This is a genomic window from Flavobacterium sp. 9AF (genome assembly GCF_902506265.1).
Lineage (GTDB): Bacteria > Bacteroidota > Bacteroidia > Flavobacteriales > Flavobacteriaceae > Flavobacterium.
Map to the genome: position 1 here is coordinate 373,068 of NZ_LR733556.1, position 15,515 is coordinate 388,582.

Annotated in this window: 15 protein-coding genes and 3 tRNA genes; 3 read left to right on the forward strand and 15 right to left on the reverse strand. The window is 28.4% G+C overall.

Annotated features, from left to right (window positions below):
- Positions 1-587: 587 nt before the first annotated feature.
- The 10 genes from HALO113_RS01860 to HALO113_RS01905 all read right to left on the reverse strand — a co-directional run bounded on the left by HALO113_RS01860 (position 588) and on the right by HALO113_RS01905 (position 10,872).
- Positions 588-998, reverse strand: coding sequence for a hypothetical protein (locus HALO113_RS01860; protein WP_159777399.1), 411 nt, complete (start codon positions 996-998; stop codon positions 588-590).
- The gene (locus HALO113_RS01865) at positions 998-1,528 is read right to left on the reverse strand and encodes a hypothetical protein (RefSeq protein ID WP_159777400.1); all 531 of its coding nucleotides are present in this window, start codon (positions 1,526-1,528) and stop codon (positions 998-1,000) included. Before HALO113_RS01865 ends, HALO113_RS01860 begins: the two co-directional genes overlap by 1 nt.
- Positions 1,529-1,535: 7 nt before the next feature.
- Positions 1,536-2,246, reverse strand: a complete 711-nt coding sequence (locus HALO113_RS01870) for a hypothetical protein (RefSeq protein WP_159777401.1) — start codon at positions 2,244-2,246, stop codon at positions 1,536-1,538.
- 55 nt (positions 2,247-2,301) lie between these two features.
- On the reverse strand, positions 2,302-3,045 hold the full coding sequence (locus HALO113_RS01875; protein ID WP_159777402.1) for a nucleotidyltransferase domain-containing protein: 744 nt from the start codon (positions 3,043-3,045) through the stop codon (positions 2,302-2,304).
- A 43-nt stretch (positions 3,046-3,088) separates the two neighbouring features.
- Positions 3,089-4,180, reverse strand: coding sequence for a hypothetical protein (locus HALO113_RS01880; RefSeq protein WP_159777403.1), 1,092 nt, complete (start codon positions 4,178-4,180; stop codon positions 3,089-3,091).
- A gap of 2 nt (positions 4,181-4,182) precedes the next feature.
- Entirely contained in the window at positions 4,183-5,934 is a 1,752-nt protein-coding gene (locus HALO113_RS01885) for an HSP90 family protein (RefSeq protein WP_159777404.1), read from the reverse strand.
- Between the two features lie 74 nt (positions 5,935-6,008).
- Positions 6,009-6,305, reverse strand: a complete 297-nt coding sequence (locus tag HALO113_RS01890) for a phage repressor protein (protein WP_159777405.1) — start codon at positions 6,303-6,305, stop codon at positions 6,009-6,011.
- 136 nt (positions 6,306-6,441) lie between these two features.
- Positions 6,442-7,731, reverse strand: a complete 1,290-nt coding sequence (locus HALO113_RS01895; RefSeq protein ID WP_159777406.1) for a Dyp-type peroxidase — start codon at positions 7,729-7,731, stop codon at positions 6,442-6,444.
- An 18-nt stretch (positions 7,732-7,749) separates the two neighbouring features.
- Positions 7,750-9,093 (reverse strand): hypothetical protein, encoded by a 1,344-nt coding sequence (locus HALO113_RS01900; RefSeq protein WP_159777407.1) that lies wholly within the window; start codon positions 9,091-9,093, stop codon positions 7,750-7,752.
- A gap of 54 nt (positions 9,094-9,147) precedes the next feature.
- On the reverse strand, positions 9,148-10,872 hold the full coding sequence (locus HALO113_RS01905; protein ID WP_159777408.1) for a DUF4403 family protein: 1,725 nt from the start codon (positions 10,870-10,872) through the stop codon (positions 9,148-9,150).
- 276 nt (positions 10,873-11,148) lie between these two features.
- On the opposite strand from HALO113_RS01905, the gene HALO113_RS01910 reads away from it, so the two are divergent.
- From HALO113_RS01910 to HALO113_RS01920, 3 genes are all read left to right on the forward strand, one after another.
- Positions 11,149-11,778 carry a response regulator transcription factor gene (locus HALO113_RS01910; protein WP_159777409.1) on the forward strand — a complete coding sequence of 210 codons (630 nt, stop codon included), beginning with the start codon at positions 11,149-11,151 and terminating at the stop codon, positions 11,776-11,778.
- A gap of 5 nt (positions 11,779-11,783) precedes the next feature.
- Entirely contained in the window at positions 11,784-12,440 is a 657-nt protein-coding gene (locus HALO113_RS01915) for a hypothetical protein (protein ID WP_159777410.1), read from the forward strand.
- A gap of 648 nt (positions 12,441-13,088) precedes the next feature.
- Positions 13,089-13,883 (forward strand): sensor histidine kinase, encoded by a 795-nt coding sequence (locus HALO113_RS01920; RefSeq protein ID WP_159777411.1) that lies wholly within the window; start codon positions 13,089-13,091, stop codon positions 13,881-13,883.
- 165 nt (positions 13,884-14,048) lie between these two features.
- Here the strand turns inward: HALO113_RS01920 and HALO113_RS01925 are convergent, their stop codons facing one another.
- The 5 genes from HALO113_RS01925 to HALO113_RS01945 all read right to left on the reverse strand — a co-directional run bounded on the left by HALO113_RS01925 (position 14,049) and on the right by HALO113_RS01945 (position 15,508).
- The gene (locus HALO113_RS01925; RefSeq protein ID WP_159777412.1) at positions 14,049-14,852 is read right to left on the reverse strand and encodes a TatD family hydrolase; all 804 of its coding nucleotides are present in this window, start codon (positions 14,850-14,852) and stop codon (positions 14,049-14,051) included.
- Complete coding sequence (locus HALO113_RS01930; RefSeq protein WP_159777413.1) at positions 14,845-15,210, reverse strand: hypothetical protein; 366 nt, start codon at positions 15,208-15,210, stop codon at positions 14,845-14,847. Before HALO113_RS01930 ends, HALO113_RS01925 begins: the two co-directional genes overlap by 8 nt.
- A gap of 74 nt (positions 15,211-15,284) precedes the next feature.
- A tRNA-Ser gene (locus tag HALO113_RS01935) sits at positions 15,285-15,355 on the reverse strand.
- A 7-nt stretch (positions 15,356-15,362) separates the two neighbouring features.
- A tRNA-Trp gene (locus tag HALO113_RS01940) sits at positions 15,363-15,434 on the reverse strand.
- A gap of 2 nt (positions 15,435-15,436) precedes the next feature.
- Positions 15,437-15,508, reverse strand: a tRNA-Ala gene (locus HALO113_RS01945).
- Positions 15,509-15,515: the final 7 nt, after the last annotated feature.

Below are 15,515 nucleotides of genomic sequence, written 5' to 3' on the forward strand. Positions count from 1 at the left end.
ATATTAATGTATTGAAATACAATATTTTATGATTGTTTACATTTTTTCTGTAGCCATCTTATCAAATTAACACATTTCTCATAGTTAAGAGGTGAAAGTAAAAGCTTCGATGTTGAAGAATATGTTATTTATTGGTAAATAACGAGAAAAACTATACCGATTTCATTTAAATACTGAATAGCTGAATATTTTTACTTTTTATATAATTATTTAATACAAAACACAGCCATAGTATTTTGACCCTTACAGGGTCGCATTAGTTAAGCTTTTATATTGCTATTGAAGTTGCCATTAAATTGTGAGCCTTACTCATGGGACGCTTTTACTTCGACAAGCTCAGTACAAGCTTTATGACAAGATTGTGGAGAGTGTTTGTATAAATAGAAAACGAAGCACGCTGATTTTACTAATTCTTACTGATTTTTTTACACATCATTGTCACCCTGTAAGGGTCTCATTAGAAACTCCATAAAGTATTCTTGAGCTACTTATGGGATGCTTTTACTTCGACAAGCTCAGTACAAGCTTTATGATAAGATTGGAGTAAAAATAAGAGTTTAATGTTTGTAACTAAAATTTCAAAGCTTTTAATTAATGAAAAAATGTATGTCATCTTTAGTTTCAAAAGAAAAATCATTTAAAAATAAGACCGATTCAAATTGGTATTGATCTAAGATTGGTTTAAAATCCAACTGAAACCATTCACATAGAGCTCTTATGATGACATAAGTAACAATTATATCTCTTGTATCTACTGGAAACCATTTAATATTTTTTATGGTAATGGTAAGTTCTCCTGAAAAATGCTCTTTATAAAACGCATAAAAAATAGCAATTCCTTCCAAAGTTGCTTCTTTCCATTGTGCTTCATATTCATCAATAGCGAAATCAACTGTCTTTATTGAAGTTTCTTGTTTTTTAAAACTACAATTTAAAGTAAAACCAGCATGATTGCCTATTTGATTATTTTGTTTCCTGATTTGGTAAATTCTATCCATTAGCTAACTATCTTTTTCATGTTCTCTGCTATCTTTTTAGCTTCAAATAAAGTACAATCTAAGGCATCAAAAATTAAAGCTGTTGCTAATGATAATTTATCTTGTTTTAGAGCTATAAGCACTTGGTGAACAGTTGATTGTTTTAAGTTTTGCTCTTTATTTATTTTACTAATACTGCTCTTTTCTAAATTATATCCCATTTTTTCTAAAAGGAATAAGGCTTTTCCAACGATATAGTGTTTCTGTTTTGAAAAATCGTATTGCTCTATTTCTAAAGCAACAATTACTTCTTTTACAAAATGAGGTTCGTGTATATTTAAGATTAATTCTTCTTCCCCTTTATAAACACGAAGACAGCCTTGCCAAATTAGATTTCTAGTATAGTTAGGGTCCTCTACATCATATTCAAAATCGACTATAATAAACTTGTTTTTATCTGTGGCATCTACAAATAGTTTTAGTTGCCATTTTTTAATAACATAGGTATAAGTAGTAGTATCAATTGTAATATGTCGTAGTTTGTTTTTCATTGTTTTACTACTCTATAAAATAAGGAGAAAAATCTTTTCCTTGAATACAACCTACAATAGGCAAAACATTATCTCCATTCATCGTTACTTCGTATGCGTCACAAGCTAATTTGGTTACATTTTGATACCAATTCTTGATATATTCTGGTTTAATATCTTGCAATTTAATTAAACAATGCAAACCACCATTGGTACGAATAAAAGTTAAACAATCTCGATTTAAAACGTTACTTATATCTTGTTTAAATTTTTCAATAGTGGCATCAAAATCTACAGATTTGAAATCGATATCTAAATCAAAAAACAATTTTCTGGAAGTCGTAATTTGGATAGCATTTAGAGCCAAACTTTGTGGATTAAAACTTGTATCATTTTTCATTACTTTGTCGGTAATGTCTTTAATCGTTTTTAAACCTGCCAAATATAAATCTCTAGGATTTGGTGTAATATAAATGGCTAAATTTTCTTGACATACTGCTAAACTTTCAGAGAAATACGTTCCTTCTTCCGTTTGCAATTGTCTTATTTTGTCAATAATTCTTTCTTTGTTGGTAGTAATGCGTTTTATTTGCCCTTTATCTGCTTTTAAACCCGATTCAGGATAGTATTTCTTTCGTGCCAAAAGGGTTATATAATATTGTTCGTTAGGCAATAAATCGGGTAACCAATCGACAAATTGCTTTAGTTTTTCTTCGTTTATGATGATTTTATAGTTCATGTTTGATTTTAAAATTAATATTTAAATCCACTTAAAAATAGTCTTTTAATTTATATCATAATTGCGATAAAAAAAACCTATCCAATTCCTCATTATCAACCTTGCCTCCTTTTAACCTTTTAGCCTGTTCTTGGTTAAAAGCAACCGTTTCTTGCAAGAAGTGGGTTATTATTTCTTCTTTTGGGTGCAAATAACTTTCGTTTCGGTTGGCTTTTATTTCCATTAATTCAATCACTTTTTCTTGTATGTTTTGCGGAGCAATGGGTAGCAATTCCTTAAAAGCTACCGGTGGAAAGGTGTTGTTTTCTATAATCCATTTTCCAGCTAAAGCGGTTCGCAAGGCATAGAAATAGCTTTTTAGTTTAACCTTTTCTTGCTCACACGCTTCCATAAAGTTTTTTGTAGTTCCTAAATAATGGTGCAAACAAGCTATAGGCGAAAAACAATTTTCTGCTATTTTTTTTAATTCTTTTGCAAAATACTCCTCTTGATCATATACAATGGGTGAATGAATCCATTCTAGCAAAGATGCATTGGATTTGGCTAATAATCGTAAGGTTTTCCGTAAATCCCAACCCGAACCGTCTAAATCATCAGCAGTCATGAACTCAATAACATCGGTTTTTTCGAAAAGAGATAAATAATAAGCTACTTCCTGTTTGTAAATAAAACGAATGTCATAATCGCTGTCTGGGGAAGCAAAACCCCAAGCTCTGCTGCCCGATTCTACAGCAAATAGTATTTCAACTTTTTTTTCCTTTTCAATTGTTCTAAGCTGGTCAATTATTTTTTCTTTCATGACTCTTTTTTTGGAGTAGTTACAAACGCTTTTATTTCAACACTTAAAAATGACTGTCTAAAAACGTATAATAATCTGTATAATAAGTATTATTATTTCTTTTATCTAAAAAATCGCTATGACTTATTGTTTTCTCTTTAAACCAAGCTTCCAGTTCTAAACAATCGTATCCTTTTTCATCGTAGGCACAATTTAATCCGTCGTGCTGCTTTAGTTTAATTTTTTTATTTTTATGAAGTACTGCATTTTTAAATACAAGATAACAACCTAAATAAAATTTGAATTTATCTAAATCTGAATTGGACTTTAAAACATAATCTAATTGTTTATCCAGTAGCTTTTTTACTTTCAATAACTCATTCTTTTTAGCTAAAAAGAATAATAAATAATACACATTCGTTATTTGTGGTTCGTCTAAATTGAGTTTTTTAACTGATAATTGATAAAATTCTTCTGCTTTTAATGTATTACCCAACATAAGATGTGCAAACGTTACTTTTGGATAGGTTGTTTTTGGTACACTTTTACAAGAATATTTTTCAGAGACTAAATCTTTAGCTTCAGAAATTACTTTTTTATAATCTCTTTTGGCCATATGTAAATCTAGCATGTTGTTTATTTGACAGGCATAACAATCGTCTAAATCTGATGTTTTTCTTAATTTTCTATATTTCTTGTATTTTTCTTCAGCTGCTTCTAAATTTCCTATTCCTAGTTGTACGATAGAACTGAAGTATTCGATTACCTTGTCTCCTGCTCCATATTCTTTAACTTCATTTTCAAATTGTTGGAATAAGCTATTAATTTGCGCTAAAGGTATTTTTCCATAAGAAGCCACCCGAATGATTATCCATTTAAAACTCCATACCAAATGGTGGTAATGATAATACCCTAATGGATTGTTTTTTTTGTAATTTAAAAACCAGGGAAAATAAGCAATGGCTTCGTCATAAAAATTTAAAAAAACCAACTGAGACAAGTATTCTAATCTGGCTTCAAATTCTAATTCTTTATCTTTTGTTTGTATGGCTTTTTGAACTAAATCAAAAATGATATCTTTATTCTTTAAAGTATATTGACCATCTAATTGATACAATTGATCATAAATACTATCTATTTGTTCTTCTAAGTTCATCTTTATATTTTATTAATAATATTTAAAATATTGTTATTCATCATTTGTAATTCTTTGGCTGATACAGGATAATGTCCCATCATTAATGCATTGATATATAGCATTTCTAAGATAATTTTTTCAGTATCATTATTATTAGTAGTTAGTAATTTAGATACTATAGGATTTTCTAGATTTAAAAATAATTTAGACTGAAATGTATCTGTACTGTAAACACTTTCAGAAATAGAAGCCCAAAAATCGTCACTATCTTCTTTAATATTGTTCAGGTCTTTTCCTAAAATTTGGTCATTATCCATATAAAACAAAGCAGGAATAGAAATAGGTTTGAACTTTTTAAGTTCTACAAAACATTTGAATTCTTTTAAATTGTATTTTAAGTTTTCAACCTTAGTTTCATAAGTGTTAAATTCTTCTACCGATAAATCGTTTAATATATTTCCAAAAAATTCAACTGTTATTTCTTGGTATTGGTTTTGAAAATCAAATTCGCTTATTTTATGCAACACTTCAGTATCATATATGTAACCCGAATTAATTAGCATCACTTCACTAGCGATTGCAATAGGAACTAATTGTCTAAAACCATCAATACTATCGATAAATAAAACATCTTTCTTCATTTGTTTTATTTCTTCCAATGTTAAATTTCCAAAATTGGTTTCAAAAGTGAACCATTTAAAGACAAATTTTAAAAATGAAATATCTTTTAAGCAAAGCGATTTAAAAGCTACGTTATGATTATTAATGATGTTTTTTAAAGCAATGGGATTGCTATTACTTAAATCAATCAGGTAATTTTTAATGGCTATTTCTAACTCATTCTTAAGGCTTTCTAGCTCATCATTTGAATATATTTCCTCTCTAGATGCTGTTGGAGATAAACTTTCTGAATTGAGTAATAATCGAACGAAAAACGCCCATTCTGGTAATATGTTTTTGGCTTCATCTGTAATAAACATATTCTTTATATAGACTCTATTTTGTTGTTGACTACCATGATGAACTGGTTTGGGTAAAATATATGCTATACCACTATTTTTGCCATCTTTTGTCTTCAGATGGAAATAATTAGTAAAAGTTTCTCCAAAAAATTGATTTCCAAAAAATTGAATTTTGTCATTATCTTTTTCATTCCAAGCCATTGGGCTTCCTATCGCTTTTTTAGATTTTCCGTTGTATTCGACATGTATTTTGTACCCTACAAATTCTCCATAAAGTAAGAGTAAATCGTTAAGAATTTCAAAATTGAATTCAAAATCGGGTCTGAGTTTTAGAATAATTTTTGTACCTATTTCACTTTGTGTCTCGTTATATTCTGTGTGATAGGTTCCATCAATATAGCCGGTCCATTTTACGGCTTCTTGTGATTTGAAAGATTTTGATAAAACAACAATCTCATCTGAAACCATAAAACAAGACAACAAACCGATTCCAAACTGACCTATAAAATCTTTTCTATTTTCAAGCAAATTAGATTTTGAACTGGCTCCAATTTTTGATAAAAACTCATTTACTTCATCATAGGTTAATCCGATTCCATTGTCGGAAAATATCAAACCCTTATCTTGCTCATTCTGATAAAATTCTACTAAAATATGAGGCGTAAATTGATCTTGTAATTCTCTAAACTTTATAGCATCAACCGCATTTTGAATGAGTTCTCTAATGAATACATTCTTACTGGAATACATGCTGTCTGATAATATTTTTAAAATACCCGATAAATTGACTTGAAAAACTGATTTAGACATTTTGTTACTTTTTTTCAAATTTAAATAAAAACGTTTTATATCATTCAAATTATTTTCTTACAAAAAGCATAGGACTAGTCCTTGAGAATCTCAATTACTTTTCCATATACTTGTTTTGTCCAACCGTTGATATGCCCATGATTGTTTCCAATGAGTAAACCGCGTTTCTCATTCTTACCTTTAACCAAATGAGTAAAAACATTACCTCTTACTTTACAATACACCATATCACCTACTTGACATGCTTCCCAAGTTATGGGAGCTAATCGAACAGCTTGCTTGGACTTTAAAATAGGCAACATACTGTTGCCCGCTTCTCGAGAAATTATGGTTTCTCCTGCTAATAGTTTTTGAATTTTAATGTTATTCATTTTATATATTTATTGTTTTGAAAACAAACGGTTAAACTTATTTTCAAGGCTATACCTATTGCTATTAGACAAAACAAAATAACAAAACCCCTACGCAATTATTTTACGTAGGGGGTGTTATTAAATACTATTCTATTTAAACTAAACTATTTTTAAGCCCATTTAAATAAGGCTTTGAGGGAGCAAAAAAATATTCTCCACCTTTAAAAGTGACCAATTTTGGTATATCGTAATTACACAAGCTAGTCGGATCTCCATATATTTTTGCGAAACTAAATGTATTTATATCAGAATTGTTTTGACCAATAATAGAATCAAACTGATTTATGCTATTGGCATTTTTTTGTATAAATTCAAATTGATTTGCAATACTACTTTGAAAACACATAAATAATAAACCTACACCTTTTGTAGGTTTAGGTTCAGGTTTATCAATGTAATCACCGTAAGGAATAGCTCTTCGAATTATTCTATGTGATTTGCTTGAATCATCACGTGGATTAGTTACTCTTATATGAGCATGCATAGGACATTTTGAGCCTGTTATGTCATTAGTAAAGTCAAAATCATTCATTTCTGTATTTGATTCCACATCATTAGATAGAACAACTGGAACACCATTTTCAAAACGACCTATAAGTAGTGCTCCTCCATCAATTTCAAATTTTTTTTCAATTTCATCTTCAATTTTTTTAAATAGATTTACATTTTGTTCTAGTTTTCTAAAGACCAAATAGCTTCCATAAGCATCAGGATTAGTTACGAAAGGATCTTGAACTAATGCTAATGCTAAAGGAGCAAAATCATCGAAATAGTTTATATCCCTTTTGTTCTCATCTAAAAAAATAGGATTACTTATTCCATCTTTGTAACCAAAATGCTCTTTATCACTTATTTCTCTATTAATCTTTAGTTTATTCCCTTTTTCTACAAAACTTTTGATAATTAAGTCTGAAATGGTATCTAAAATAACTTTTGTTTCTTCTTCAATTATTTTTTCATCAGCATTAGCTACTAAAATCATTATATGAATATTATTCCAAGAGGCATCAACTGGTGAATCATTTAAGTCTGCTTCTTTCATTTGATTAGTAAAAGAAGCTTCAAAATGTTGCTTCATATTTTCTCCGAGATACTTGTAAAATAAAGCCGTAAAATAGATATTACAAAAAGTTTTTTTATCAATATTATTTTTATTAAATTCCTCATGCTGCTCAATTTGTTTATGGAAATAGGTAATTTTATTTTCTGCTAAACTTGCAATAAACGCTTTCGCCTCTTCTACTTTGTCATTTTTAAATGTTATAAATATGTGATTACTAAAAGTTCTTCCATGAGGTTTTAAAATGTTTCCTTGAAGATTAGAAAAAAGATTAAAATACATTGGATCGTTAATCTTAATTGGTGTTGTGTTATTTGTTATCATGCTATTAAAAATTATTTTTTAATTAAATTGGGGTATAATTTGCAATCCTAAAATTACTTTTCCACTTCGCACTGCTTCATCGCTACCAAAAGAATTTAGAATAGCAGCCAATCTAAATTTGCTTAAAAATGTTACTCCTACTATTAGCTTTCCTTGAAAGAATGGTTGTTGCTTTGCTAATTGCAAGTTTTGATAAAATAATTTTGAAGCAAGAATAACATTAAAATCAGTTTGTACAAATACATTAAATTTTTTTTCATCAGAATTCATACCGAAATATAAATTACTACCTAACGAAGTATTAAAAGTATTAGTATCAATTTCGTTACTAAATCCTTTAATTTCTGTAGCAGTTTTATTATTGAAATAGGAATACAATGCTATTGTATTATTGTGAACTGTTAGTACTGGTAAAATAGTTTCTATATAAAAATTGCCGCCACCATTTAATAAAGTTTCTAAATGATCCTGTTGTTTTTGTTTTGTCAATTCTTCTTGGGTTTGAGGAACTTCATCATTAGATTGAACAACAGTTCCAAGACTAATTCTTAAGGGACCAAAAGTATCTGCAACTAACTCAGATTGAATAACTGTACCTGAATTATTGTAGTTTAAAGCTAACGAATTTAAATAGGATGTTTTAGAATCGTTATTTTTATAATAATATCCAAAAAAATCGTTTCTATATTCTTTTTTCCATGAAGGGAAAAAACCTGTGTATTTATTTTTATACTCTTTTATAATACTATCCTTTTCATTTTCTATGTCGTTTATCTCTTTTCTAAGTACATCAATTTTTTCTTTTTTTTCTAATGCTATTTGAAAATCTTCAATAGCAACTATTTCCAACTCAATTTTTTCAATCTCCTCAATTTTTGCTTCAACTTTCTTTTTAAATAATTTTTCGAAATAATCTATATAATCAATTTGTGACCACCTAGCATCGTTATATTCATCCTCTTCAGACTCTGATTCATTGTTTACTTCTTCTGTATCTGATAACATTTCACTAATTTTTTTAGTTCGTTCATTTTCTAAATCTTTGATTTCCTGATTTAGTTTTGCTTTATTCTGTTCAAGATTTTGTTTTGTTTTTTTATCTTTTATATTTTCTAATTCTTTCTCAATAGATAGATATTCATCTTTCTTATTGTTTATTTTCTTTTCATAATTTTTAAACTCTTTAAGAATTACTTCTTTTTCCTCAACTACTTTTTCGTTCAACACAGTATTTAACATTTTTTTTGTGTGTTCTGTATGATAAAATTTACTATAATAATTTTTCTCAGCCAAACTAGGTAACTGTGCTTGTACACTCATTGTAAATAAAACAAGTAGTAGCAATATTCTTTTTGTTTTCATGATATTATTTTTAAGTATTATTATTTCCAATATTCAATTTCTATATAATCTTTATTACAATCGATCATAGAGTTTTACTGTACCGTTCAAACTAATTTTCAGTAATACATATTCAGGGTAGGCTAGAATATCGGATAATTTTAATGATTGTGTTTCTCCTTTTATTGTTCCTAATGGTGTTTTTATATCCATTTTTTCATCAATTCCGTTATTAGCTTCAATTACTTGTTTTGCTACACTTTTACAACTATTTTTTTCAGCTTCTTTTAGTATAGATTTTTTAATAATTCCTTTTCCGAAAAAAATCAAAACATTTGAACTTTTTATTTTAACATTTGAGGCTTTTACACAAACTGTTGTATCAGATTCAGTTGTAAAAAAACGGGCATCCATACTTATATTTCCAATTTTCTTATTGTTTTTTCTTTTAAATAAATCAACTTTTAAATTCACATTTCCATTATCCGAATAAACTGCAGTGGGTTCATTGATTATGAATTTCTTAAGTAAAAATTTATCTTCATTTTTTTTATTAAAATCAGATATAAAGGGTTTCAATTGTGAAGCAACAAAATCGTAAGTTAAAAATGCAGGTAGCATTATGTTAATACCTTCACCTACTATTACATCAGTATTAAAGTTTATTAGAGAATCTTTATTCTTAATTGGAAGTGGTTCTGTATCAAATGTTGCAAAGGGTTGAAATGTAACTCCAAACTTAATTTCAATTCGATTGTTATTGTCTACTTTTTTTCCATTTAATTGAGAAACAAATAAACCCGTTACATTTGGATAAATAAAACCAGTATCATTTAGCTTAATAGGCTTGTCAAACTGCTCAATAAGGTTTAATGCATAAGCTTTAATATTAATTTTGTCAGTGTTCTCTTCAATTAATTTCTTCACTGCTTTATCAAGTTGTTTATTCACTTCCTTATCCGCTAAATCTAACAGGTAATCTGTTACAGGTATAGTTTTTGCTCCTAAATCAATTGCATCAACAACAAATTCAGATTCAAATGCTTCAGCAAATTCTAATTTTGATGTGGGTTCTGAAATTTTTATAGAACCGTTTGGATTGATTTCTATATAGCCTTTTTGCACAATCTTTATTTTAAATTTCGAATTAAAATTCCCTTTAGGGGTTATAGTTTGAGGCAAATAATCCATATATACCGTTGTCCTTAAATTAGTATCAAAAAAACCCGTAATCGTGTATTTGTTTCCTTCAAATTCAACAGTAATATCATCAAGATTTATATTATATTTAAAATTTCCTTTTATGGCAAAAAGGGTTTGATTAATTTCAATGAAAGGAACCAAAACGTCTTGGTAAATTGCTTCTACAGCTGGAATTCTAACTTTAACTTCATCAATAATAGTTTCTGTTACATTTTTATATACATTTCGCCAACATTTTTTCCATTTCCATGGTCTTAAATAACATTTATAAAATTCGGTACCAACCTTTACTGACTTTGTTATTGTTCTAGGAATTCTCTTTATCTCATCATAAGCTTCTTTAGCAGGTGTTACTAAAACATTTTGTATTTTTTCAATAGTTATTGATTCATCTGCATGAAGCATAAATCCAAGCTCAGTACTTTCTCCAGCAACTATAGGGTTTTGCAACTGTGTTTTTAATAAACTTGCAATTTCTTTACTCTTAATATTTGCTGTTAGTCCAATACTTGAAACTTCACTATTAGCCGAAAGGTAATTATTAACGTTGTCTTCAAATAATTGTCCACTTACAATCATTGGAAAAATAAATAGCATGTAAAGATTTAAACATTTGATCGTTTTACTCTTTTTTTTAATTTTCGTTATCATAATTTAATTGTTTTAATTAGTATTCCAAAAATACCTACACAACACTATACCAATCAATTACCCTTTTGTGTGATATTTTACTATGGCAATAAAAAAATAGCATACACATTCCATTTTTGTAGTAAGATTTGTATATTTAAAATGATTTTTAGAAATATTACACAAAAGGGTAATTGTGAGTAGTTTATTTATTCTTCAAATTTGTAATGAAAATGAAACGACATGAAAATAACTGTGGCTATAGTAGAAGATGATAAGAATTACAACCAAGCGTTGCAAAAAATCATTGCCTTTCAAAAAGATATGGAATGCATAGCTCAGTTTTACAACGGCAAAACGGCTTTATTAGAATTGGAAAGTATAGAACCAGACGTGGTTTTAATGGACATTCAATTACAAGATGTATCAGGTATTGATCTTGTTTTCCAACTAACCGAAACCATGCCTCATACCCAGTTTATCATGTGCACCAGTTTTGAAGAAGATGAAAAGATTTTCTCTGCTTTACGAGCAGGTGCTAGTGGTTATTTGGTAAAAGGCGAACCCATGGAAAAAATAATACAAGCCATTCAAGAAACCCATTTAGGAGGCGCACCTATGAGTTTTACGATTGCCAAACGTGTTTTACATCATTTTCAAGAATCTAAAATAACGGTTCAAAGCATTGCGTTACTTACCCCAACGGAAAGAGAAGTGCTGGAATGGCTAGCAGAAGGCCTTTTGTATAAAGAAATTGCCGATAAAAAATGTGTGACTATCGACACCGTGAAAAAACATATTGGCAATATTTATAGAAAGTTGCAGGTAAATAACAAAATTGAAGCCATTAATAAGTTAAACCACAAAAACTAGAAATTATGGAAACAAAAGTAAAAAGAACACATTCAATTGAATCTATTTCATTTTATAAAAAAATTAAACCCGAAGAAGAAGAATTATTTGTACTTAAATATAAAGCTTTAACAAAAGTTATTCCTGGTTTAGTTGAGGATTTTTCCATAGATATCAATTTATTTAAGTATTTAATTGCTAAAAATAGTCAAAATGCTAATTTTTGTAAATTTTATTTAATTCAAGAACATGATGCAATAAATTTTGGAATGACATTTTCTAATACTAAAACTTTTGAAGTTGAAAAAGAAGATAAACTTTATGTTTTAAATTCTAAATTATTTGTTGAAAGTAATTTAAATGACTTTAATAAATTTATAAATAATTTTAATTCTGGAATTAACTCTAGATTGATTCAGAATATAAATTGTGAAACAAAAATGGTTTACTATGATTTAGAAATAGTAAAAAATTATATTGATACTTTGGAATTACATTTTAAAATAGATAATTTAAAATTCAATTTTATTCAATATAGTGATATTGATTCTAATGGTAATCATTTACCAAATTATGAAAAGATTAATAACAAAATATCTTTTTCTGTTCATGCTAATGTTAAAGACATATATAATAATACTATTGTAAGTATAGGCTACGACTTCGGTACTATTTATCCCTAAATAAATGCTAACATTACTATTTTTATACATTGTTTGTTTATTTTTAACAACTTGTAATGCAATAGTTTTGGGTATGAAATATTCGTTTCGTACCCAAAACTATTTAGCTATATATTTATTTGTTACTTTTTTTTTAGAAACCTATGGTTTTGTTAAAACATGTTTGCAAGAGCAAGACTTTGCTATATATTTTAATTTATATTCTATTTTCAGTATACTTTTTTTCTGCTTTTACTTTTCTAAAATATTCTTTATAAACTTAAAAAAGATACTATTTATAACTACTTTTATAATACTACTATATATCTTTATTTTTATTGATTTTTTAAGCACAGATTTTGTAATATCATTAGGTCTAATTGTTGCGATTTTTTATATTTTTAATTCTCTTCTTTGGTTCAATCAAAAATTCAAACTACCTGTTAAAGATAAAATTACCAATGACCCTAATTTTTGGATTGCAACAGCTCTACTTTTATGGAGTACTTATATCATTTTTAGAATTTCCCCAATGTATTTATTTCAGAAGGAAGATAGCTATTTCCTAGCTATTTTAAAAAAAATTAGCTCCGTAGTTAATATAATAATGTATTCTTTATTTTTCATAGGTTTAGAAAAATACAAATATTTAATTAAAAAATAATCTCAATGAAAGAACTTCCACATGAAATGAAACTTACTTACATCATTGCCATTGTCATAATGCTTGTATTTGTAGGTTTTATCATTATGGTGGTTCTTGTGTATAACAAAAAACAACTCATTCAACAGCAGGAAAATCAAATTAAAGAAGCTGAATTTCAGAATCAATTGTTACAAAAAGAATTGGAACGACAAAAAGCCATTCAAATCGAAAGAGAACGTATTTCTCGAGATATGCATGACGATTTAGGTGCTGGAATTTCTGCCATTAAATTACAGGCTGAATTTTTAAAATATAAAATCCCAATGAATACTTATTCCGAAGATATTGAGGCTATTATTGCCACTTCTGAAGATATGAATGTGGCCATGAGAGAAATTCTATGGAGTTTGAATTCTCAAAATGACACCATTGGTAATTTTCTAAATTATACAATTGGCTATGTAGAGCGTTTTTTGGATAAAACGGACATAAACATACAATTTGATTCTAAAATCCTTGACAATGAAACCAATTTACCTGTAAAAGCGAGAAGAAACCTCTTCTTAGTGGTAAAAGAAGCGGTTCATAATGTGTACAAGCATAGTAAAGCAAAAAATAGTAACATTCGATTTGAGCAAACTACTACTTACTTTAAGATTGATGTTATAGATGATGGTTTGGGATTTTCAAAGGAAATTATAAAAGGAAATGGTTTAACCAATATGGAATTGCGAATGCAAGCTATTCAAGGTGTTTTTGTGGTTGTTCCAACAGAAACTGGAACTCATTTATCGTTTCAATATACTTTTAATGCTTAAAGAATCTTGCATTAATATAAAAAACATAACTTTTCAAATGGAAGACCATTCTTAGTCAATATTCTTTTTAGTAATCAATTAATGAATAACATCTCGACTCCGCTCGATGTGACAACTGTTTAAAATTAATTACTACAATTTAATAAATAGTTATTAATAAATATTCTAGTAAATCTCGAAGAACTCTTTAGTATTTTTAGTGGTTTCCAAAGCTACTACTTCTAAAGAAATCTCTTTGAAGCTAGCAATTGTTTGCGCTACATAGGGCAAAAAAGATGGTTCGTTTCTGCGTTCGTGGTATTTTGTTAGACTTATTTCGGGTACATTTTTAGGCAACATAAAGGGCGCATCCGTTTCAATCATCATTCTATCTAGTGGAACATATTGTATTACTTCTTCTAAATGAGCAAATCTTTTTTTGTCAGTAATTGCACCCGTAAAACCTAAATAAAAGCCTTTATCTAAATAGACTTTTGCTTCTGTAAGTGTTCCTGTAAAACAATGTATAACAGCTTTAGGCAGTTGTGGTAAAAAATCATTTGTAATAGCTATAAATCTATCAAATGCGGCTCTTTCGTGGAGAAAAAGCGGTTTTTGCACTTCGCAAGCCAATTCTAATTGTGCTTGATAACATTTTTCTTGTTGGGGTCTTGGAGAAAAATCTCGATCAAAATCGAGTCCGCACTCTCCTACTGCTACTACTTCTTTATTTTTTAATAATTCTTTAAGTTTAACAATGCTTTGGTTATCCATACTTTTAGCATCATGTGGATGAATACCTGCTGTACTGTATAAAATAGTAGGAAAATCTTTTGTAATGTTAAAAGCTTCTTGACTTCCTTTTACGCTTGTTCCGGTAAGAATTATTTTTGAAACTCCTGCTCTTATCGCCTTGTTAATAATGTTTTCTTTATCATTTTGGAATTGTTTATTCGTTAAGTTAATTCCTATATCTATATAATTATTCATATTGGTAATGCCTTCCAGATGGCGTTTTCTTGTTTGTTTTAAAGAAGACTTCAATAACATTATTTCTTTTTATTGCATCTTCTAATTGTTTATAAGATCTATAGCTTGTATAAACAGAGGAAATTCTGTCATTATGTTCTATAAATTTTATTTTAACTTTAATATTTTTCTTAGGTTTCTTTTTGACTACAGGATTTCTAATGGCATTTGTATCGTTTTGGTCTAAAGCAACTGTTTCCTCTATTACTGCTTCTTCAGTAGCGCGCCATTTTCTATTTGCATTTTTTTTCCAATATGGGCGCAGATGTTTAGCACGTTCATAACCGCGATAAGGCCCTTTATTATAGAGATTTTTCATTTGTTTTTATTTTCAACAAATGTTTAAAAATAAGTACGCAATTATTTTTCGCTCATAGAAATTTTATATAAAAGGGGAATAAGCAAGACTCGAACTCGCATCTTCAGATTAGCATTCTGACGTTTTCCAATTGAACTATTATTCCCATTTTTAGAAGGTGTACAAGACTCGAACTTGTATATCCCATTTGGTATGGACATTTTTCCAATTAAACTAACACCTTCATAAACACTATCAGGATTCGAACCTGAAACTAAAGCTTGCAGAGCAATCGTTTTTCCTATTAAACTATAGTGTTGTATTAT

Excerpts from the sequence above, each read along its gene's own strand:
- HALO113_RS01860 (WP_159777399.1), bottom strand. The coding sequence starts at position 998 with ATGGATAGAATTTACCAAATCAGGAAACAAAATAATCAAATAGGCAAT.
- HALO113_RS01865 (WP_159777400.1), bottom strand. The coding sequence starts at position 1,528 with ATGAAAAACAAACTACGACATATTACAATTGATACTACTACTTATACC.
- HALO113_RS01870 (WP_159777401.1), bottom strand. The coding sequence starts at position 2,246 with ATGAACTATAAAATCATCATAAACGAAGAAAAACTAAAGCAATTTGTC.
- HALO113_RS01875 (WP_159777402.1), bottom strand. The coding sequence starts at position 3,045 with ATGAAAGAAAAAATAATTGACCAGCTTAGAACAATTGAAAAGGAAAAA.
- HALO113_RS01880 (WP_159777403.1), bottom strand. The coding sequence starts at position 4,180 with ATGAACTTAGAAGAACAAATAGATAGTATTTATGATCAATTGTATCAA.
- HALO113_RS01885 (WP_159777404.1), bottom strand. The coding sequence starts at position 5,934 with ATGTCTAAATCAGTTTTTCAAGTCAATTTATCGGGTATTTTAAAAATA.
- HALO113_RS01890 (WP_159777405.1), bottom strand. The coding sequence starts at position 6,305 with ATGAATAACATTAAAATTCAAAAACTATTAGCAGGAGAAACCATAATT.
- HALO113_RS01895 (WP_159777406.1), bottom strand. The coding sequence starts at position 7,731 with ATGATAACAAATAACACAACACCAATTAAGATTAACGATCCAATGTAT.
- HALO113_RS01900 (WP_159777407.1), bottom strand. The coding sequence starts at position 9,093 with ATGAAAACAAAAAGAATATTGCTACTACTTGTTTTATTTACAATGAGT.
- HALO113_RS01905 (WP_159777408.1), bottom strand. The coding sequence starts at position 10,872 with ATGCTATTTATTTTTCCAATGATTGTAAGTGGACAATTATTTGAAGAC.
- HALO113_RS01910 (WP_159777409.1), top strand. The coding sequence starts at position 11,149 with ATGAAAATAACTGTGGCTATAGTAGAAGATGATAAGAATTACAACCAA.
- HALO113_RS01915 (WP_159777410.1), top strand. The coding sequence starts at position 11,784 with ATGGAAACAAAAGTAAAAAGAACACATTCAATTGAATCTATTTCATTT.
- HALO113_RS01920 (WP_159777411.1), top strand. The coding sequence starts at position 13,089 with ATGAAAGAACTTCCACATGAAATGAAACTTACTTACATCATTGCCATT.
- HALO113_RS01925 (WP_159777412.1), bottom strand. The coding sequence starts at position 14,852 with ATGAATAATTATATAGATATAGGAATTAACTTAACGAATAAACAATTC.
- HALO113_RS01930 (WP_159777413.1), bottom strand. The coding sequence starts at position 15,210 with ATGAAAAATCTCTATAATAAAGGGCCTTATCGCGGTTATGAACGTGCT.